This window comes from Pseudomonadota bacterium (genome assembly GCA_039815145.1).
Classification (GTDB): Bacteria; Pseudomonadota; Gammaproteobacteria; order Steroidobacterales; family JBCBZW01; genus JBCBZW01.
Genome location: JBCBZW010000002.1, coordinates 12,534 through 33,343, shown reverse-complemented (window position 1 = coordinate 33,343; position 20,810 = coordinate 12,534). Strand labels below are relative to the sequence as shown.

Here is a 20,810-nt window from a genome sequence, read left to right as displayed (position 1 = left end):
CAACCACTACGGCAAACCGGTAACACGGTCGACTCCAGTAGCTGCGGACTGACCTGCACGGCGAGGCACCCCCCATGACTGACCCCAAGCTGCAACGACTTCCCCAAGCACTCCCCCACCATCGGACCCTGCGTCTGATCCCGGTGGCCCTTCTCCTCGGCTTCTCCCTCACGGCTCTCCTCACCGGCTGCAGCGTCGGCGGCGAGAAAGCAGAGGTCGCGGACAATAAGGAGGAGGAAGAGGAGGTGGCCATTCCGGTCGAGGTCGCCGCCGCCCAGCGTGGAGACATCCTCGCCGTGTACTCCGCCACCGGGTCCCTCGAAGCCGAGCGCGACGCCGAGGTGGTCGCCAAGGTGGAAGGCCAGATCACCCAGATCCTGGTAGAGGAAGGCGACATCGTGAAGGCTGGCGACGTACTGGCCCGCCTCGACGGCGATCAGTTGCGCCTGGAACTCGCTCGCGCTCGCGCGTCCCTGGAGAAGCTGGAAGCGGAGTACGGGCGCAACAAGCACCTACACAACAAGGGCCTGGTGACCAAGGAAGCCTACGACACCATCCACTTCGACGTCCGCGCCAGCCGCGCCGACGCAGAGCTCTCCGCCTTGCGCCTGGGGTACACGGAGATCCGTGCTCCGATCGACGGTGTGGTGAGCGAGCGCATGGTGAAGGTAGGCAACACGATCACCGCCAACACCCCCACCTTCCGCGTGACCGACCTCGAACCGCTGATCACCGAGCTGTTCGTGCCCGAGCGTGAGTACCGCAAGCTGGCCGCCGGCCAACAGGCCGAGGTGACGGTGGATGCCCTTGGTGATGTCAGCTTCGCCGGTCGCATTGCCCGCATCGCACCGGTGATCGATCCCACCACCGCCACCTTCAAGGTCACCGTGGAGACGACCGACGCCGCCGGCCGCCTGAGCCCCGGCATGTTCGCTCGCATCAACGTGGTCTACGACGTGCATCCGAACGCCCTGCAGGTACCGCGCGACGCCCTGGTCGACGGCGTTGGCGACCAGGCGGTCTTCGTGGTGAACGAGGAGAACACGGCGCAACGCCGCACGGTCACCACCGGGCTCGACAACGGCGGGCGGGTGGAGATTCTGGACGGACTCAACGACGGGGACGAGGTGGTCGTCGTCGGCCAATCGAGCCTGCGTGACGGAGGCCAGGTGAACGTCGTGAACCGCCGCGCGGAACCGATCACCGAGGCCTTCGCGGGCGACCTCTTCCAACCCTAGGCGAACTCCGCGCGGGGCGGGCTTGCCCTCGCCCCGCGTGATGACCGCATCCGACCGGCAGGGTCTCTCCCTCGCCGCAGGTCTCTAGTCCTTTCCGAGTCCCTCGTCCACGGGAGATACGCGCATGACCTTCGCCGAACTTGCCACCAAGCGGCGCGTCACCGTCATCATGTTCACCACGGCCGTGATCCTCTTCGGTCTCGTGTCCTTGGGCCGGCTCAACGTCAACCTGCTACCCGATATCGCCTACCCCACGCTCACGGTGCGCACGGAGCTCACCGGCGCGGCGCCGCAGGAAATCGAGAACCTGCTGACCAAGCCCATCGAGGAGTCCGTCGGGGTTATCAAGAACGTTCGCCAGGTACGATCGGTCTCCCGCTCAGGCCAGTCCGATGTGATCCTGGAGTTCCTCTGGGGCACCAACATGGATCTGGCCGCGGTCGACGTGCGCGAGAAGCTGGACACGCTGCAGCTGCCGCTGGAGGCCAAGCGCCCCCTGCTCCTGCGCTTCGATCCCTCCTCCGAGCCGATCATCCGCCTGGCCCTGATGGACGCGACCGCCGAGGAGAGCCTCGGCGAGTCCAGCGAAGCGCGCCTGAAGTGGCTGCGTCGCTTCGCGGAAGACAATCTCAAGACTGATCTCGAGGGCGTGGAAGGCACGGCCGCGGTGAAGGTGAGCGGTGGCCTCGAGGATGAGATCCAGATCCTGGTGGACGAGGACAAGGTGGCAGCCCTCGGCTACTCCATCGACACGATCGCCCAACGCATCCGCGCCGAGAACGTCAATCTGTCCGGCGGTCGCCTCGAACAAGGGTCGCAGCGCTTTCTGGTCCGCACCCTGAACGAGTTCACCAGCGTGGACGATATCGCCCGCACCATCATCGCCACGCCCGACGGACGCACGGTCTACCTCGACGACGTGGCGCGCGTTGTCCGTGGCTACAAGGAACGTGAGGCGGTCACCCGCGTGGACGGGCGCGAGTCGGTGGAGCTCGCCATCTACAAGGAGGGCGACGGCAACACCGTGCAGATCGCCGCTCGCCTGCAGGCGCGCCTGGACGACCTGCGCGAGACCTTGCCCGACGGCCTCGAGCTGCGCGGCCTATACGATCAATCGCGCTTCATCAATGCGGCGATCTCCCAGGTGCGCAACGCCGCCCTCTTCGGCGGCCTGCTGGCCGTGCTGGTGCTCTACTTCTTCCTGCGCGACCTGCGCTCGACGCTGATCATCGGCATGACGATCCCGGTCTCGGTGATCGGCACCTTCATCGCCATGTACGGCTTCGACCTCACGCTCAACATCATGTCCCTCGGCGGCATCGCCCTGGCCGTGGGGTTGCTGGTGGATAACTCGATCGTGGTGCTGGAGAGCATCTTCCGACGGCGCGAGCAAGGCGAGGATGTGGTGTCGGCCGCCCAGCGCGGCACCAACGAGGTGGGCACGGCGATCACCGCCGCCACGCTCACCACCATCGCCGTCTTCTTCCCCATGGTGTTCGTCTCGGGGATCGCCGGCCAGCTCTTCCGCGACCAGGCCTTGACGGTCACCTTCGCCCTCGCCTTCTCCCTCTTGGTGGCGGTGACCCTGATCCCCATGCTGGCCTCCATCGGCGGTGGCGAACGCTTCCAAGAGGCGAGCTCCGACGAGCGCCCGGGCCTGCTCACCCGTGGCTTCTCCTTCGTGCTGCGTTGGATCGCCCGCATCTTCGGCGCCATCGTGTGGGTGATCTTCAGCGTGCTCCTGCGCCCCTTCACGTGGCTGTTCCAGAAGTCCTACGACGCGATCGCCCACCTGTATCGCCCGATCCTGGCCGGCGCCCTACGCCATCGCCTGCTGATCGTGGCCGTGGCGATCGGTATCTTCGCAGGCGCGATGACCCTCGTGCCTCGCCTCGGCACGGAGCTGATCCCCCAGCTCAGCCAGGGCGAGTTCAACGTGGACCTGCGCCTGGCCCCCGGCGCGCCCCTGGCGAGCACCGACCGCGCCGCGCGTGAGGTGCAACTCGCGGCGCAAGGGATCGATGGTTACGAGCGCTCCTTCTCCGTGGCCGGCACCGGCAACCGCCTCGATGCGAGCCCGGTGGATGCCGGTGAGAACACGGCGCAGCTGAGCGTGAAGCTGACCGACGGCGCCACACGGGCCACGGAGATCGAGGCCATGCGCGTGCTCCGCGACCACCTCAACCAGCAGGCGGGGGTCGAGTACGAGTTCAGCCGTCCGTCGCTCTTCTCCTTCAGTACTCCCCTGGAGGTCGTTGTCCGTGGCTACGATCTCGACAAGCTGCAGACCACCAGCGAGCGCATCGCCGAACGCCTGCGCGCCGGCGAGCGCTTCGCGGACGTGCGCACCACCATGCAGTCGGGCCAGCCGGAAATCCAGATCCTCTTCGATCACGAGCGTGCCGCCCGCCTCGGCCTTGCCGTGCGTGACATCGCCGACGAAGTGGTGGCCAAGGTGCGGGGCGAGCTGGCCACGCGCTACACCCTGCGCGATCGCAAGATCGACGTCCTCGTGCGCTCCCTGGACACGGAACAAGCCTCCGTGCAGGAAGTGCGCGAACTGATCGTCAACCCCTTGTCCGATCGCCCCGTCACCCTCGAGGCGGTGGCCGACATTCGCATCGCGGCCGGGCCGGCTGAGATTCGCCGCGCCAATCAGGAGCGCGTGGCGCTGGTGCAAGCGAACCTCGCCTACGGTGACCTCGGCGAGGCCGTGGCCGAACTCGATGCGCTGCTCGGCGAGGTCGCCCTCCCCGGCGGCATCAGCGCCGAGGTCGGCGGCCAGAACGAGGAGATGGACGCCTCCTTCGAGTCCATGCGCTTCGCTCTGCTCATGGCCGTGTTCCTCGTCTACCTCGTGATGGCCTCGCAGTTCGAGTCCCTGATCCACCCCTTCGTGATTCTGCTCACCGTGCCCTTGGCCCTGGTCGGGGCCGTGCTTGGCCTCACGGTCACGGGCACCAGCATCAACGTGGTCGCTCTGATCGGGGTGATCATGTTGGTGGGCATCGTGGTCAACAACGCCATCGTACTCGTTGACTACATCAACCAAGCCCGCGCCCGCGGCATGCAACGCGAACAGGCGATCATGGAGGCAGGCCAGGCCCGCCTGCGCCCAATCCTGATGACCACCGCGACCACCGCCCTCGGCCTGCTGCCGATGGCCCTCGGCATCGGTGAGGGGGCGGAGATCCGCGCCCCCATGGCGATCACGGTGATCGGCGGCCTGCTGGTGGCGACGGTCCTCACCCTGGTGGTGATCCCGGTGGTGTATTCGCTGCTCGACCGCAAACAGTACGCCGCCCCGGTCAGCAACCCCGCTCTGGCTACGACCCAGGCCTAAGGCCTTCAAGGAGATCGAGCGATGAAGCACACGCGCCTCGCCCTGGCCCGCCCCGTCGGCACGGTGATGATCTTCGTGGCCCTCGGCCTGGTCGGGCTCATCTCGGCTCGCCAGCTGCCGCTGGAGTACATGCCCGACATCCAGTGGCCGGGCATCTTCGTGCAGATCCCCTACCCCGGCTCCACGCCGGAGGAGATCGAGGAGCGCATCACCCGTCCGGTCGAGGAGGCCTTGGCCACCTTGAGCGGTATCGAGCGTATGCAGTCGACCACCACCCAGGAGCAGGTCGAGATCTGGGTCGGCTTCGACTGGGAGACCGATGCGTCGGCCAAGGGCATCGAGGCGCGCAGCAAGATCGACGCGATACGCGACGAGTTGCCGTCGGACCTGCAGCGCATCCTGGTCTTCACCGGGTCCCTCGGCGATCAGCCCATCATGCAGCTGCGCATCTCCTCCGAGCGCAACCTGTCCGACGCATACACGCTCCTCGAACGCGAGCTCAAGCGGCCGATCGAGCGCATCCCCGGCGTCTCCAAGGTGGAGCTGCAGGGGGTCGAGCCCCGCGAGGTGCGCATCCTCCTCGATGCGGATCGCGTCGCCGCCTACGGCATCGACCTCGCCGCCCTCGTCGAACTCCTGCGCAAGAGCAACTTCGCCGTGAGCGCCGGTCGCATCACCGACGGTGGTCAGCGCCTCAGCCTTCGTCCCCAGGGCGAATTCCGCTCGCTAGAGGAGATCCGCAGCATACCGGTTAACGGCAGCGTTCGCCTCGGCGACATCGCGCAGGTGGAGCTCACCGCGCCGGACCGCGACTACGGCCGGCACCTGAACGGCGAGTACGCCATCGGCCTCGCCGTCTTCAAGAGCACCGAGGCGAATATGGTCGAGGTGGCTCAGCGCGTGGTCGACGAGGTGGAGCGCATCAGTGAGAAGCCGCTCATGCGCGGGATCCAGCTGTTCGAACTGGAGAACCAGGCGGACGGCGTGAAGACCTCCCTGTCCGATGTACTGCGATCCGGCCTGATCGGTGCCCTGCTCGCGATCGCCGTGCTCTACCTCTTCCTGCGCCAGCTCACCACCACCTTGATCGTCACCCTGTCGGTGCCGTTCTCGCTGCTGATCACCCTGGGCGCGATGTACTTCTTCGGCCTTACGCTCAACATCCTGACCATGATGGGCTTGATGCTCGCCGTCGGCATGTTGGTGGACAACGCCGTGGTGGTCACCGAGAGCGTGTTCCGATACCGCCAGATGCACCCCGATGACCCGAAGGGCGCGACCCTCAAGGGTGTGCGCGAAGTGGGCATCGCCGTGCTCGCGGGCACTGCCACCTCGATCATCGTCTTCCTGCCGATCGTGTTCGGCGTCAAGGCGGACATCACGATCTTCCTCTCCCACGTAGCGATCACCATCGTGGTGTCCCTCATCGCTTCCCTGGTCATCGCCCAGACCCTGGTGCCCATGCTGGCGGCCCGCGTGGCACCGCCGCCCGAGTCGACCCAGGGCGGCCTCATGCGTCGTCTCACCGACGCCTACGTTGGATTCCTGGACATGTCCCTGGCCAAGCCATGGCTGTCCCTATGCGCCATCGTGCTGATCATCGCCAGCGTGCTCATCCCCGCCAACTTCGTGAACTTCGACATGTGGCCGGAAGAGGGTCGGCGCCGCCTAAACCTGTTCTACCACCTGGACGGCACCTACCCCGTGGAGCGCACGGAAGAACTGGTCAACACGGTGGAGGCCTACTTCAACGAGCATCTCGAGGAATTCGAGATCCGTGACATCTACAGCTACTTCGACACCCGAACGGCGCAGTCCACCCTGCTGCTGACGCCGAAGAAGGATGCGGTGCTCTCCGCTGGCGAGATCATGAAGAAGATCGAGGAGGGGCTGCCGGAACTGGCCATCGCCGACCCGAGCTTCGAATGGGAACGCCAGGGCGGCAACGAGGGCTTCAGCCTGCAACTCAGCGGCGACTCCATGGACGTGCTGGCGCCCTTGAGTACGGAGCTGGTGCGCATCCTCGGCACCGTCGAGGGCCTGCGCAACGTTCGCTCCGATGCCCGCAGCGGCGACGAAGAAGTGCAGATCGTGGTCGACCGCGAACGCGCGATGAAATTCGGCCTCTCGCCGCAGACCGTGGCGGGTGCCGTGGCCACGGCCATGCGCGGTGAAAACCTGCGCGAATTCCGTAGCAACGACGGCGAGATCGACATGCGCCTCGCCTTCCGCGACTCGGACAAGTCGGACCTCGAGAGCCTGCGCCGCCTGCCGTTGTTCGCCGCCGATGGACAACAGCTGCCCTTAGGCGCGGTGGCGGAGCTACAGGTGGTGCGTGGGGCGAGGCAGATCAAGCGGGTCGACCGGGCCACCGCCGCCATCGTCACGGCGGACCTACCCTACGTGTCCCTCGATGAGATCAAGCCGACCATCGAGGCGATCATGGCGCAGTTCGAACTGCCCCCGGGCTATCAGTGGAAGTTCGGCCGCGGCTTCGACCAGAACGAGGAGACCGGTCAGATCATGCTGGTGAACACCCTGTTGGGCATCGCATCGATCTTCCTCGTGATGGCGGCGCTGTTCGAGTCCACCCTGCTGCCCATGTCCATCATCACCTCGATCGTGTTCTCGATCATCGGCGTGTTCTGGTTCTTCATGCTCACGGGCACCGCGTTCTCCTTCATGGCCACCATCGGTATCCTGATCCTCATCGGTATCGTGGTGAACAACGGGATCGTACTCGTCGACCACATCAACAATTTGCGCCTCGAGGGCGTACCACGAAAACAGGCGATCCTCGAGGCCGGGCGCGATCGCCTGCGACCTATCCTGATGACGGTGGCGACGACCGTGTTGGGGCTGCTGCCGCTGGCGGTGGGTGACACCCAGGTGGGCGGCGACGGCCCGCCCTACTACCCGATGGCACGGGCGATTATCGGCGGACTGGTGTTCTCCACCATCACCTCGCTGCTCATCGTGCCCCGCGTATACGTCTGGTTCGACCAGCTGGACAACTGGTGGCGGATGGTCGTACGGACGGCTTTCCGCACCGCGAAGGCTGCGTGATGGCCCTGGCTAGGCCAACCGATAGGGTGCGTTAGGTGATGAGCGCCTCGCTCACGGACCAGTAATCGTCAGCGAGGATGTTGACGTCCACCTGCACACCGGCCTGGCCTTGGTGGAACTCGAGCGGGAAGGTCATCATCGACTCGGCCGTCGGCACGGTGGCCTGTTCGCCCTGGAACTGCGCCTTCACCTTGAGGTGGCGGGCGCGCAGCTTGAGCTCATCGGCGTACCCACGCTTGTTCGCCATCTGCTGCATCGAGCGCTCGATGATCTCCATGAGGGCTTCACAGTCGCGCTGCGAGCCGTAGGCTACCTCGGTGATGGAGGAGGTCATCGCCTTGCGGCTGAACGCGGCCAGGGAGTTTTCGGAGAACTCCACGAACAGGTACTGCGCGAAGGCGAGTACGGCGAGGTTGATCTTGCGTCGCGCCTCGACGCTCAAGCCCGAGAAACCGGGGGGCTCGCGGTCTAACTGTGCCTGGCGCTCCTGCCGCAGCTGCTCCACGCGCCCGCGCACTTCCGCGACCACCGCCTCCTGGTGCGAGATCTCCTCACGGATCGCACGCCGTTTGAAGTGGTTCCAAAATCCCTTCAGGGCGGCGATCCGCGCCTGCTGGTCGATGATGGTCTGGCGCTCCCGCGCGTACTCCTGCCCGATGCGGGCGAGACGCTCGTCGAAGGACGCCACGCTGTGCTGTTGCTGGGCGCGGAACCCCTTCTCTTGATCCATACGTTCGCGGCCGAGGTGTTGCTCCTGGAGCTGCTCGGAGAATTCGATAAGCTGGTTATGACAGAAGCGCCACAGGCCGCGGAGCTGGAAATAGACCAGCGCAGGATAAGCCGTCTCGCGCTCGCTGAGGCGCTGCTCGAGGGCGGCGAGGCGTTGGTTGCTCTGCCCGGGGTCCCCCTCCACCGCCGCCAATCGGTCGCGAAGGTGGTCGCACTCGGCGCGCAGTTCGGAGAACGCCTTCTTCAACTCGGCGCGGTTCTTGAACAGGGCCACCAGGCGATCGTCGGCGTCCCCGCTCGCGGGTATCGGATCGAACCCAGTCGGTGTGTCCTCGGATGTGATCGCAACGGCCTCGGCCCCGGAGGACCCGCCACGCTTACGCACGAGTTTTGAGAGCAAATCCGACATGACTGCGACAGGCCGCTAAGACGTCCCTGCGCCCACCAGGGCAAACCCGAAAGTGTAATGGCTGACATACACCCGTGTGGGCACACGGGTCACACAACGGCAGCGATCGTTCTAGTCCTGTCGCCCCTGACTCACCGTGAAGCGATGCCCACGGTCGGCGCAGTATTCCAGCCATTTGTTGAGCATGATGTTCCGAGTCCACCGACGACGCAACTCCGCGCCCGTGTGCGTATCGAACTGACTCAGGGCTGGATGGAATCTGCGCCCACCGCACGCCATGGCCTCCGCCAGACGCGCGTCACGGTAGACGCGCACGCTGAGGTCGGGATCGGCGATCTCCTCGCCCTCCTCCTCGAAGCGATAGGTGAGGTGCAGCGTCGTGGTGTAGGAGCTGACCTCCGTGAGGCGCATGAAGAGGGGGCAATCGCCCTCCACGTCAGAGCGGTACTCGCGCCCGATCTCATCGAGTGCGTCGAGCGGATCGATGATCCAAGACAGGCGCAGATAGTTACTCTCGTACAACGACATGAGCGCCGCGAAACTCTTCGGCGGCGCCAGCGTGGGCGTGAGTATGGCGCTGTCTGCGACCACGAATTACTGTCTCCTGAAAGCAACTCGCTGGACTATAGCATAGGGGTCCAGCGCCACTGCCAGGGTGAGTAAAGCACGACGAGACCCGGGTCACTGACCGTGCATCCGACGGGTTTACGCGCGCTCGACCCTTGCCTGGGACTTCGACTTCGTGTAGGGGTTCTGCGCTACAGTTCTCATTCCGGAAGCAGCTCGGATGCGGGTGTTACGCCTTCGCCCCATACCGTTGCCAAAGAGCACTAGTTTATGGATCTGATCACAGTCACCACGACACCTTTCGACGACCAACGGCCGGGCACGGCGGGCTTGCGCAGGCGCGTCGAGGTGTTCAGGCAACCCCACTATCTGGAGAACTTCGTTCAGGCGACACTCGACGCCTGCTTCAGCAAAGGCTGCACGTTGGTGATCGGTGGCGATGGTCGCTACTTCAACGATCGCGCGATCCAGTCCATCATCCGCCTTGGAGCTGCCCACGGCGTCGCGCGCATGATCATCGGACGTCACGGCTGGCTCTCCACCCCGGCCGCCGCCAACCTCATCGCCGAGCGCAACGCGGACGGGGGCTTGATCCTCACGGCCAGTCACAACCCCGGCGGCCCGGACGGTGACTTCGGCATCAAGATCAATGTGCATGGCGGTGGCCAGGCCAGCGCCGCCCTCGCCGATCAGATATGGGCGCACACCAAGACACTTCAAGCCTACCGCCAACTGGGCGCCGAGGAGGTGGATCTCGATCGCCTCGCCGAACACGACTATCACGGCATGCAGATCGAGGTCGTCGACCCGCTCGACGACTACTGCACGTTGCTCGAAGGACTCTTCGATCTCGATCGCCTACGAGAGTTGATCGGTAGTGGATTTCGCATGCGCTTCGACGCGATGCACGCAATCACGGGTCCCTACGCCAAGCGCCTTCTCGAGGACACGCTCGGTGCGCCGGCGGGCTCGGTGGTGAACGCCACCCCGAAGGAAGACTTCGGCGGCGGCCACGCCGACCCCAACCCCGTCGATGCCGCCGCCCTGGTCGATTTCATGTACGGCGACCAGGCGGTCGACTTTGCCGCGGCCTCCGACGGCGACGGCGATCGCAACATGATCTTGGGTCCCGGCCTCGTCGTCTCGCCGGGTGACAGCCTGGCCTTGCTTGCGGCGCACGCCACGTGCGCACCGGGCTACCGTGATGGCTTGCGCGGCATCGCCAGATCCATGCCCACGGCGCGGGCCGCGGATCGCGTCGCCGAGGCGCTCAACGTCCCCTGCTACGAGACGCCGACGGGATGGCGCTTCTTCGCCTCCCTGCTGCAGAACGAGCGGATCAGCCTGTGCGGTGAGGAGAGCTTCGGTACAGGTTCCAGCCACGTGCGCGAGAAGGATGGGCTGTGGGCCGTGTTGTTCTGGCTGAACATCATCGCGGTGACCGGGAGGTCCGTGGATCAGCTCGTGCACGAGCATTGGGCGCGCTTCGGGCGCGACTTCTTCGCCCGCCACGACTACCACATCGCCGAGCGCGACCGCGCCACGGACGTGATGAGCTCCCTGGAGCAGCGCCTGGGGACGCTGCCTGGACAACGCGCCGGCGAGCTCACGGTGGCCGACGCCCTACGCTTTGACTACACGGATCCCGTGTCGGGTGAGGTCGCCGCCAACCAGGGCCTCATCGTCCACTTCACCGATGGCGCCCGTGCGGTGTTTCGCCTGTCGGGCACCGGCACGGGAGGGGCCACCCTGCGGCTGTACGCCGACCGTCACGTCACCGATCCCGCCGATGTCGACCGCGATCGCCACGCGATGCTAGCCCAGACGATGGCCGCGGCGGCCGCCCTGGCGGAGATCCCGCGCATCACGGGCCTCGCCGAACCCAGCGCGGTGATCTAGTCGCGTCGAGCCCGAACCGGCAGGCGCATGCGGCTGACGATGCGCGCCGCCACCTCTTCCACCGAGGAGCGCGTGGTGTTGGTGTAGGGCACCGCATGGCGCTTGTAGAGGGCTTCCGCCTCGCGCACTTCGAAGCGAATCTGCTGGGGGGAGGCGTAGCGGCTGTTGGGCTTGCGATCCTCACGGATCTGCACGAGCACCTGCGGCTCGATGGTCAGCCCGTAGAGCTTGCGCTGGTAGGGGCGAATCGGTGACGGCAGGCCTCGCCCGTCCCGATCGAAGTGTTCCTCCGTCAGCGGGAAGTTGGCGGCGAACACGCCGTAGTGCAGGGCCAGGTACAGGGACGTGGGCGTCTTGCCCGAGCGCGACACCCCCACCAGGATCACGTCCGCATCCTCGTAGCTCTTCGGCTGCAGGCCGTCGTCGTAGGCGAGGGAGAAGTTGATGGCGTCGATGCGCGCCCGATAGACGGCGTCGTCCGCCTGCCCGTGGGCGCGACCGGTGGTGTGGGTGGAGGCCACCCCGAGCTCCTCTTCGAGGGGGCCGATAAAGGCGTCGAAGAAGTCCAGAAAATACGCTTCCGCGGTCTGCAGCACGCCGCGGATGCGATCGTCCACGAAGGTGGCGCAGACCAGCGGTCGCTCCCCTTCGAGCTCTGCGGTCAGGTTGATCCGCCGGATGGCCTCGCGGGCCGCCTCGTCGTCGGAGACGAAGGGCATCGTGATCATCCGAAATTCGATGTCTTCGAACTGGGTCAGCAGGCTCCGCCCCATGGTCTCGGCGGTGATGCCCGTCTGATCCGACACGAAGAAGACCGTGCGCTTTTTTGCCGCTACCGCCACCGCTGCACGTTCCTGAGCTAAAATGCCCGATCGATTTTGCGTCGCTGAGCGGAGAAAACCAAGGCCGTGACCCAGTACGTGATCCCCTTTCAGGAACTAGGACTAGACGACCTGCCTCAGGTAGGCGGCAAAAATGCATCCCTCGGCGAGATGATCGGCGGCTTATCCAGCCTCGGCGTCAGCGTGCCCGACGGCTTCGCCACCACCGCGGATGCCTTCCGTGAGTTCCTGCGCCAGGATGGCCTCGATGCGCGGATCCGCGAAGTCCTGGACCATCTAGACACCAACGACGTGGAAGCCCTCGCGGCCACGGGCAAGCAGATCCGCGAGTGGATCAGCAGCACGCCCCTGCCCGCCGGCCTACGCGATGCGATAGGCACGAGCTACCGCGCCATGTGCGAGCAGGAGGGCCGGGAGATCGACGTCGCCGTACGCTCCTCGGCCACCGCGGAAGACCTGCCCGACGCCTCCTTCGCCGGCCAGCAGGAGACCTTCCTCAACGTGCGCGGTGAGCAGGACGTGCTCGATACGGTGCGTACGGTGTTCGCCTCCCTGTTCAACGATCGCGCCATCTCCTATCGCGTGCATAAGGGATTCGTTCACCACGAGGTCGCCCTCTCGGTGGGGGTGCAGCGCATGGTGCGTTCGGACCTCGGTGCCAGCGGCGTAATGTTCACGATCGACACCGAGTCAGGTTTCTCCGACGTGGTGTTCATCACCTCCGCCTACGGCCTTGGCGAGACCGTCGTGCAGGGCGCCGTGAACCCGGACGAGTACTACGTCTACAAGCCCGCTCTGGAAGCCGGCAAGTTCCCGATCCTGCGTCGCAACCTCGGCGGCAAGGCGATCAAGATGATCTACTCGGATGGCGGAGCGGATCGCGTGCGCACGGTCGATGTGCCGAGCGTCGAGCGGCGACGCTTCTCCCTCACGGACGATCAGGTGCAGTCCCTGGCGCGCCAGGCCATGATCATCGAGAAGCACTACCAGCGCCCCATGGACATCGAGTGGGGACTCGACGGCAGCGACGGTCAGCTCTACATCCTGCAGGCACGCCCGGAGACCGTGGTGAGCCAGGCGGGCGGACGCATCGTGCGCTGCAAGCTCAAGGAGCGCGGCGAGATACTCACCACCGGGCGCAGCATCGGCAACCTGATCGGCAGCGGTCCGGCCAAAGTGATCAGCGGCATCGAGCAGATGAGCCTGGTGCGCGAAGGCGACGTGCTGGTCACGGACATGACCGATCCCGATTGGGAGCCGGTCATGAAGCTGGCCTCGGCCATCGTCACCAACCGCGGTGGACGCACCTGTCACGCGGCGATCATCGCCCGCGAACTCGGCATCCCCGCGGTGGTCGGCACCGGCGACGGCACCCGCCGTATCGAACCCGGCGCCCCCGTCACTGTCTCCTGTGCTGAAGGCGACGAAGGCTTCGTCTACAGCGGACGCCTAGAATTCGAGCGCAGCGAACTCACTCTCGACAAGATGCCTGACGTGCCCGTCAAGCTGATGATGAACGTAGGTAACCCCGACCGCGCCTTCGACTTCGCGATGCTGCCCCACCGCGGCGTAGGCCTGGCGCGGCTGGAGTTCATCATCAACCGCATGATCGGGGTGCACCCGAAGGCCTTGCTCGAGCTGGACGCCGTGGATCCCTTCGTCCACGACGAGATCCGCCTGCAGATGGCCGGGTTCGACGATCCCGTCGACTTCTACGTGCGGCGCCTGGCCGAGGGCATCGCCACCATCGGCGCCGCCTTCGCGCCGGAGCCGGTGATCGTGCGCCTCTCGGACTTCAAGTCCAACGAGTACGCCAACCTCATCGGCGGCGACCGCTACGAGCCGAACGAGGAGAACCCGATGCTCGGGTTCCGCGGTGCGTCGCGCTACATCGCGGAGGAGTTCCGTCCCTGCTTCGAGCTCGAGTGTCGCGCCCTGCGCATGGTGCGCGAGGAGATCGGCCTGAAAAACGTGTGGGCCATGGTGCCCTTCGTGCGCACGGTGGGTGAGGCGAGGCAGGTGCGCGACCTGCTCGCGGCCAACGGCCTGGAGAGCGGCAAGCACGACCTCAAGATCATGATGATGTGCGAGCTGCCCTCGAACGCGCTGCTCGCCGAGCAGTTCCTCGAGTTCTTCGACGGCTTCTCCATCGGGTCCAACGATCTCACCCAGCTGACTCTGGGCCTCGATCGCGACTCGGGGATCATCGCCGAACTCTTCGACGAGCGTGACGAGGCGGTGAAGCTGTTGCTCACGCGGGCCATCGAGGCCTGCCGCAAGGCCGGAAAATACGTCGGCATATGCGGTCAGGGCCCCTCGGATCACCCCGATCTCGCCCAATGGCTGCTCGACCAGGGCATCGAGAGCATGTCCCTCAACCCGGACACGGTGGTCGAGACGTGGATCGCCCTGGCGGAAGGTCATGGCGCCAAGGCCGGCGGATGAGCCGTCCCACCGGTGACGGCGAAGACCGTGCACCGGAGGACGAAGCGGAGCGGGCAGCACCGGAGGACCCAGCGCAGGTAACCCGCGACGCTGCCCTGCCGACGCCGCTGCCCACCGATGCCCCCGGCGCGGGCGATCGTCGAGGAGATGAGCATGCCCCCAGCTACGGCACCCTACCAGGGCGCTGGGGCCTGCTGCGCGATGCCGCCGCCTTTCAGGTGAAACTGGTGGTGGACGGCCTGCGCGATGTCCTGCTCAGTCCCGTGTCACTGATCGCCGCCATCGCCGGGCTGGCCCTCGGCCGCCACGATTGGTTCTACGACGTCCTGCACCTCGGGCGCCGCTCGGAGAAGTGGATCGACCTCTTCAGCGCGGCGCGGCGCGTCGGCCAGGCCGAACCCACGAACGCTACCGAACAGACGCGTGAGGCTGAGCGTCCACGCTACTACCGGCGATCGACCCGATCAGCAGATGCGCAGGAGCGAGACACCAGCGCCTCCCAGGCACCCCCCGAGCCCCCGCAGCTCCCCGCCAAGCCGCGGACGTGGTATAGCGACTCCCGCTGGAGTGAGGCGGATCAGCCAGGCGCCGAGAGCGAATCCATCGATGACCTGATCCAGGCTCTCGAGACGCGCCTGCAGGAACAGTACCGCCGCGGAGGCGTGACGGCGCGCGCGAAGCACACGATCGACCGCATGCTCGACGCGGTCGAGAAGCGCTACCGCGAGGGCCAGCGAACGCCGCCGAGTTCCGACAACTGAACGCGCGCCACGGCCGAGGTCAGCGCGCGCCCTAGCCTTCCCCTTCCGCCGCCGCTTCGGCGACGACGATCGCCAGGCGATCGCCCTGGGGGGAAATCGCCAAGCGCGATACCTCGCCCCCCGGCACGATCAGATCGCCCACGGCCAACCAGCGCGATTGGTCCGCCGGCAAGCGCAGGAGCGTCCGGCCTAGCACCGTGAAGGCCGCCCCGCTGGTGGGGTCGATCGCGAAATCCCCCGCGCCCCCGGGCACCATGGGTGCCCAGGTCGATACCTCGCCCGTGGCCACCTCGTAGCGCCGCAGCTCGCGGTTATTCTCATCCAGGGACTGCACGAAAACTACGTAGCGACCATCGGCCGAGCGTGCCAGGGCACGCCCGATACCTTCGGCGATGGGTTTGGGTGCTGACGCCTCACCGGGCGGTGTGCGGTCTGCGCGCTCGGCAAGCACCAGCGATAGCGGCTCGCCGACGAGGAACAGGGCGAGATGGGTGTCGGACGTCCACAGGTGATAGCCGACGTTATCGAGGCTCGGCAGCAGGCGGGTCACGTCGGTGCCGACACCGGTCAGACGCCACAGGTGTTGCGCACCGTCCGGTTCGACCCGAACCGTGGAGAGGCCGCCCCCTGGCATCGGGGTCGGCGAGTACTCGCTCATGGTGGCCGTCGCCGTGAGGCGCACCGGCGCGGCCTGCTCGTCGTGCAAGGAAAGGCGGTAGATGTCGGCCTGACCGTCGCCGCGAATCGACGTGTAGAAAAGCGCCTGACCGTCGGCCGAGAAGGCGGGTTGATTGTCATAGCCCACCCGTGGCGTCACGTTGCGAGGGCGACCGAGGAGCACGTACTCCCCCGTGCCGCCGAGCGTCGCCAGGTAGATGTCCGTACGCGGCGCGCCCGCGGACACGGCCGCCACGGCCGAGGGGGCTTCCTCTTCCTCCTGGGCGGATGCGTTCACCGGGCTCAGCACCAGCGCCCACCAGGTGACGACGAGCATCATCGGGCCTACCCCCTCGCGAACGGCGGGCTGGCGGGTATCGTGGTGGTGGGGCATGGGCGAATCTCCGTAAGCTGGTCCGGCAACCTCTGCCGGACGCGGGTCGCCAGGGTGCCAGGCCCCAGCCACAAGATCATCCTCGGCCAACGGTCAGCGCGACCGTCCACCCCGATCCGGCATCTCCTTAGCCGCAACTAGTGCTGACTCTCAGGCGTAGGCCCACCGCTCGCGCTAGAATAGGCGTTCTGCGCGCGAGGTTATTTCATGGTCATCACCCGCCAGGCCCTCTCCAATCCCGTCGCGGTCGTGGTGGCCGTTCTGATGGTGCTGCTCTTCGGCAGCATCAGTCTGTTCGGCTTGCCCATCCAGATGATTCCGAGCGTGGAGACCCCACGTATCCAGATCCAGACCTTCTGGCGTGCCGCCGCGCCCGAGGAGGTGGAGTCGGAGATCATCGAGCCGCAGGAAGATGCTATGCGGGGCCTGCCGGGCCTGAAGCGCATGACCTCTTCTGCCAGCCGCGGCAGCGCGAACATCGACCTCACCTTCGATATCGACGTCGAGATCGACCGCGCCTTGATCGAGGTCATGAACCGCCTCAACCGAGTGCCTAGCTACCCGGCCGATGTGGACGAGCCCATCATTAACATCGGTCAGGACGAGAACCGCAGCGCCATCGCCTGGTTCGCCGTGCGCCCCCTGCCCGGGCAGGCCATCGACATGGCCGCCCAGCAGGACTTCGTCGACGATGTGATCGTGACCGCTATCGAGCGCGTGCCTGGCATCTCGAGCGCATCCGCGTTCGGCGGACGCGCGTCGGAGGTACGCATCACCTTCGATCCCTACAAGGCGGCAGCCTACGGCATCGAGATCCCCGCCCTCGCCGCCACCACCGGCGGCAACAACGACACATCCGGCGGCTTCAACGAAGTGTTCCGGCGCCAGTACACGATGCGCTTCGCCGGTAAACCGAGCCTGGAGGAGTTCGGCGAGCTGGTCCTCGATTGGGCTGACGGGTCGCCCGTGCGCCTGCGCGACATCGCCACCGTCGAGAAGACGCTGGTCGACCGCAGCGGCATCCTCAGCCAGAACGGCGGCCCCTCCATCGCCTTCAACGCGCAGCCGCAGACCGGCGTGAACGTGCTCGAAGTGATGGCGGGCCTGAAGGAGACGGTAGCGTCGCTGAACGATGGCGTCGTCGGACGCCGCGGCATGTTCATCCGCCAGGTGTACGACGAGACCGTCTACATCGAGTCCTCCATCGGCATGCTGCGCACCAACCTCCTCCTCGGCATCACCCTCGCCGTGGTGATCCTGTGGTGGTTCATGCGCAAGCTGCGCGCCACGGTGATCGTGGCCCTGGCCATCCCGGTCTCCCTGTTCTTCGCCTTCACCGCCCTGCAGTTCTCCGGCCGCACGCTCAACATCATCTCCCTGGCCGGCCTCGCCTTCGCCATGGGCATGGTGCTCGACGCCGCCATCGTGGTGTTGGAGAACATCGTGCGCCTGCGCGAGCAGGGCAAGTCTAGTGCGGAGGCGGCCCACGACGGCGCTTCGCAGGTGTGGGCCGCACTGGTCGCCTCCACCGCGACCACCGTGGCCATCTTCCTGCCCATCCTGTTCCTGCGCGACGTCGCCGGCCAGCTGTTCGCGGACCTTGCCTTCACCCTGGCCGTGGCGGTGGTGACGTCCCTGATCATCGCCATCACCATCATCCCCACCGCGGCCACCACGTGGCTGCGCAACGTCGAACTCACCGATCCCCACGCCAGCTGGTGGGATCGCGGGTCGCGCACGGTGATGGCGCTCACGGACACGCCGCGCCGACGCTACTTCTGGATCGGGACGCTGGTGAGCCTCGCCGTCGGTCTGACCGTATTGCTGAAGCCCGAAGCAGACTACCTACCCGAGGGTCAGATGAACTTCGCCTTCGGCTTCATCCTGCCGCCCCCGGGACAGAGCATCGACACCGCAGAGACCGAGTTCGTCGATGTGGTCAACGAACGCATGAGTCGCTTTCTGAACGGCGAAGCCGACCCGCCGATGCAGAACTACTTCTTAGGGCTGTTCGGTAACTTCGGGTTCTTCGGCATGCGCGCGGAGGACCCGGACGACTCCGATGCGCTCATCGATGCGGTCAACGCCACGGTCTTCGCGGACATCCCGGACACGATCGCCTTCGCCCAGCGCTCGTCCATCTTCTCTCGCCTCGGGGGCGGCCGTGAGATCGAGGTGAACATCCAGTCGCGCGATATCGAAGCCACCTTCGCCGCCGCCGGTGCGGGCCTCGGTGCGATCCAGCAGGCCCTGCCGGGATCTCAGGTGCGCCCGATTCCCGGCCTCGAGTTCGCCGAGCCCGAGCTGCGCATGGCGCCGAACGACCGGCGTATCGCGGAGGTCGGCTGGGACCGCAAGGACATCGCCAGCGTGGTCCGCGCCCTCGGGGATGGGCTCTTCGTCGGCGACTACTTCGACGGTGACAAGAGCTACGACATCGTGCTGCGGGGCACGGACTGGGAGACGCCCGAGACCCTCGCCGCCACCCCCTTGATGACGCCCACGGCCGGCGTGACGGCGCTCAACGAGGTGGTGAACATCGAGCGCACGTCTGGGCCGAGTCAGATCCGACGGGTCGACCGCCGGCGCTCGGTCACCCTCTCCGTGAGTCCCCCGGATATCTCCCTCGAAGAGGCCCTGGCCGTACTGCAGACGGAGGTGGATCCGGTGATTCGCAGCCAGCTGCCCGATGACGGCGAGGTGACCTACTACGGCAGCGCCGACGAGCTCGCCATCGCCCTCAGCAACATGGCGCGCAGCTTCGCGCTGGCCGTGGCCATCCTGTTCCTGCTGATGGCGGCCCTCTTCCGGTCCTTCCGCGACAGTCTGCTGGTGATCCTGGCCCTGCCTCTAGCCACCGTGGGCGGTGTCGTCGCCCTGCGCCTGACCGACGCGCTGGTGTTCCAGCCCATGGACCTGATGACGATGATCGGCTTCATCACCCTGCTCGGCCTGGTGGTGAACAATGCGATTCTGCTGGTGCATCAAACGCGCATGTCCGAGCGCGAGGGCATGAGCCGGCGCGACTCCGTGGCCCAGGCGGTGCGCCTGCGCCTGCTCCCGATCCTCATGAGCACCCTAACCAGTTTGTTCGGTATGCTGCCGTTGCTGTTGGTGCCTGGCCCGGGCACCGAGCTCTACCGCGGCCTGGCCGCGGTGATCGTCGGTGGCATGACCGTCTCCACCGTCTTCACCCTGATTCTCCTGCCGAGCCTCCTGCGCATCGGCGAAGCGCGAACGGCCCACGACGCAGCCCCCACGGGCAGCAGCACGAGCGGCGGCCCCCTGCGCGAGTCCTACGCTGAGAGGCACTCCTCCCTATGACCGAAGCCCCCCTACGCACCGACCGCCGCGCTTGGATGGCGAGCGGTGCCCTGTCGTCACTGCTGCTGCTAGCCGCGCCGACGCTGCTCGCCCAAGGCGGCCCGCCGGGCGGATTCCCGGCGCCGCCGGTGCGGGTGGAACGCGCCCAGATCACCTCCCTGGCGCCGACGATCCCCGTGCCCGGATCGGTGCTCAGCCGCGACGATACGCGCCTCGCCGCCGAGGCGGCAGGTCGCTTGGTCGCCCTGGCCGAAGTGGGCGATCGCGTGGCTGCCGGCGACATCATCGCCCAGGTCGACGACGCCCTCCTGCGCCAGGAGCGCGCCCAGATCGACGCCGAGCGGGCGCGCGCGGCGAGTCAGCTGGCGTTCCTGGAACGTGAAGTGTCGCGCCTCACGAAGTTGGCGGCGACCAACGTGGCCGCCGAGCGAGAGCTCGACGACACGCGCTCGCAGCGCGACGTCGCCGCGCGCGACCGCGACGTCATCGACGCTCGCCTGGCCCAGAACCAGATCAACCTCGATCGGGCAAGCCTGCGCGCGCCCTTCAACGGCATGATCACCCAACGCTTCGTCAATCCGGGCGAGCGCGTAGCCATCGGCGATCAGGTGCTGCGCGTGGTGGGCAATGAGCGCATCGAGATCATCTCCCAAACCACGGTCACCGCCGCCCGCTATCTCTACGTGGGGGGCAACGTCACGGTCGCCGATGAGACCGGTCGCCAGGGCGTCGGCCTCGTGCGCACGATCGTGCCCTTCGGCGACTCCACCCGGCACATGTACGAGATGCGTATCGACGTGCCGGCCGAAGACTGGTTGATCGCGCAAGCGGTGGTCCTGCAGGTGCCCGTCTCGGTGCCGGAGGAAGTCCTGGCCGTGCCGCGCGACGCCCTGGTACTGCGCCAGGAGGACACCTACGTGATGCGCATCAACGGCGATGACGAGGCGGAGCGGGTAGACGTCGCCACGGGACTTTCGGCCGGCGCGCTCATCGCCGTCACGGGCGATCTGCAGCCCGGTGATCGGGTGGTGGTGCGCGGCGCGGAACGCCTCATGCCGGGCACCAAGGTGCGAGTGCTCGCGGCGCCCGAGCCCCTCGGCCCCGCCGCCGCAGAAGTGAGCGAAGACGGCTAGTGT

At 66.5% G+C, this 20,810-nt stretch carries 12 protein-coding genes; 8 read left to right on the top strand and 4 right to left on the bottom strand.

Annotation, left to right across the window (positions count from 1 at the left end; all coding sequences use genetic code 11):
• Positions 1-74: 74 nt before the first annotated feature.
• The 3 genes from AAF184_01165 to AAF184_01155 all read left to right on the top strand — a co-directional run bounded on the left by AAF184_01165 (position 75) and on the right by AAF184_01155 (position 7,647).
• Positions 75-1,238 carry an efflux RND transporter periplasmic adaptor subunit gene (locus tag AAF184_01165; GenBank protein ID MEO0420914.1) on the top strand — a complete coding sequence of 388 codons (1,164 nt, stop codon included), beginning with the start codon at positions 75-77 and terminating at the stop codon, positions 1,236-1,238.
• Positions 1,239-1,362: 124 nt separating this feature from the next.
• On the top strand, positions 1,363-4,581 hold the full coding sequence (locus AAF184_01160) for an efflux RND transporter permease subunit (protein ID MEO0420913.1): 3,219 nt from the start codon (positions 1,363-1,365) through the stop codon (positions 4,579-4,581).
• A gap of 21 nt (positions 4,582-4,602) precedes the next feature.
• Complete coding sequence (locus tag AAF184_01155) at positions 4,603-7,647, top strand: efflux RND transporter permease subunit (protein MEO0420912.1); 3,045 nt, start codon at positions 4,603-4,605, stop codon at positions 7,645-7,647.
• A 31-nt stretch (positions 7,648-7,678) separates the two neighbouring features.
• Here the strand turns inward: AAF184_01155 and AAF184_01150 are convergent, their stop codons facing one another.
• A complete protein-coding gene (locus AAF184_01150; protein ID MEO0420911.1) occupies positions 7,679-8,650 on the bottom strand; it encodes a hypothetical protein in 972 nt (323 codons plus the stop codon).
• 246 nt (positions 8,651-8,896) lie between these two features.
• Entirely contained in the window at positions 8,897-9,376 is a 480-nt protein-coding gene (locus AAF184_01145) for a DUF1249 domain-containing protein (GenBank protein ID MEO0420910.1), read from the bottom strand.
• Between the two features lie 246 nt (positions 9,377-9,622).
• Between AAF184_01145 and AAF184_01140 the strand changes: the two genes are divergently transcribed.
• Positions 9,623-11,251 (top strand): alpha-D-glucose phosphate-specific phosphoglucomutase, encoded by a 1,629-nt coding sequence (locus tag AAF184_01140; GenBank protein MEO0420909.1) that lies wholly within the window; start codon positions 9,623-9,625, stop codon positions 11,249-11,251.
• Here the strand turns inward: AAF184_01140 and AAF184_01135 are convergent.
• Entirely contained in the window at positions 11,248-12,093 is an 846-nt protein-coding gene (locus tag AAF184_01135; protein ID MEO0420908.1) for a pyruvate, water dikinase regulatory protein, read from the bottom strand. The genes AAF184_01140 and AAF184_01135 overlap by 4 nt on opposite strands.
• 66 nt (positions 12,094-12,159) lie before the next feature.
• Here AAF184_01135 and ppsA point away from each other — a divergent pair, with 66 nt between their 5' ends.
• Both ppsA and AAF184_01125 read left to right on the top strand, forming a co-directional pair.
• Positions 12,160-14,538 (top strand): phosphoenolpyruvate synthase, encoded by a 2,379-nt coding sequence (gene ppsA, locus AAF184_01130; protein MEO0420907.1) that lies wholly within the window; start codon positions 12,160-12,162, stop codon positions 14,536-14,538.
• The gene (locus AAF184_01125) at positions 14,535-15,299 is read left to right on the top strand and encodes a hypothetical protein (protein ID MEO0420906.1); all 765 of its coding nucleotides are present in this window, start codon (positions 14,535-14,537) and stop codon (positions 15,297-15,299) included. Before ppsA ends, AAF184_01125 begins: the two co-directional genes overlap by 4 nt.
• 31 nt (positions 15,300-15,330) lie before the next feature.
• On the opposite strand, the gene AAF184_01120 is transcribed toward AAF184_01125, so the two are convergent.
• A complete protein-coding gene (locus AAF184_01120) occupies positions 15,331-16,350 on the bottom strand; it encodes a hypothetical protein (protein MEO0420905.1) in 1,020 nt (339 codons plus the stop codon).
• Between the two features lie 207 nt (positions 16,351-16,557).
• Between AAF184_01120 and AAF184_01115 the strand changes: the two genes are divergently transcribed.
• Together AAF184_01115 and AAF184_01110 are read left to right on the top strand one after the other, a co-directional pair.
• On the top strand, positions 16,558-19,674 hold the full coding sequence (locus AAF184_01115; protein ID MEO0420904.1) for an efflux RND transporter permease subunit: 3,117 nt from the start codon (positions 16,558-16,560) through the stop codon (positions 19,672-19,674).
• Positions 19,671-20,807, top strand: a complete 1,137-nt coding sequence (locus AAF184_01110; protein MEO0420903.1) for an efflux RND transporter periplasmic adaptor subunit — start codon at positions 19,671-19,673, stop codon at positions 20,805-20,807. Before AAF184_01115 ends, AAF184_01110 begins: the two co-directional genes overlap by 4 nt.
• The last annotated feature ends 3 nt before the right edge of the window (positions 20,808-20,810 follow it).

Bases quoted from the DNA above. Each gene is read 5' to 3' on its own strand.
- AAF184_01165 (MEO0420914.1), top strand. From the start codon at position 75: ATGACTGACCCCAAGCTGCAACGACTTCCCCAAGCACTCCCCCACCAT.
- AAF184_01160 (MEO0420913.1), top strand. From the start codon at position 1,363: ATGACCTTCGCCGAACTTGCCACCAAGCGGCGCGTCACCGTCATCATG.
- AAF184_01155 (MEO0420912.1), top strand. From the start codon at position 4,603: ATGAAGCACACGCGCCTCGCCCTGGCCCGCCCCGTCGGCACGGTGATG.
- AAF184_01140 (MEO0420909.1), top strand. From the start codon at position 9,623: ATGGATCTGATCACAGTCACCACGACACCTTTCGACGACCAACGGCCG.
- AAF184_01125 (MEO0420906.1), top strand. From the start codon at position 14,535: ATGAGCCGTCCCACCGGTGACGGCGAAGACCGTGCACCGGAGGACGAA.
- AAF184_01120 (MEO0420905.1), bottom strand. From the start codon at position 16,350: ATGCCCCACCACCACGATACCCGCCAGCCCGCCGTTCGCGAGGGGGTA.
- AAF184_01115 (MEO0420904.1), top strand. From the start codon at position 16,558: ATGGTCATCACCCGCCAGGCCCTCTCCAATCCCGTCGCGGTCGTGGTG.
- AAF184_01110 (MEO0420903.1), top strand. From the start codon at position 19,671: ATGACCGAAGCCCCCCTACGCACCGACCGCCGCGCTTGGATGGCGAGC.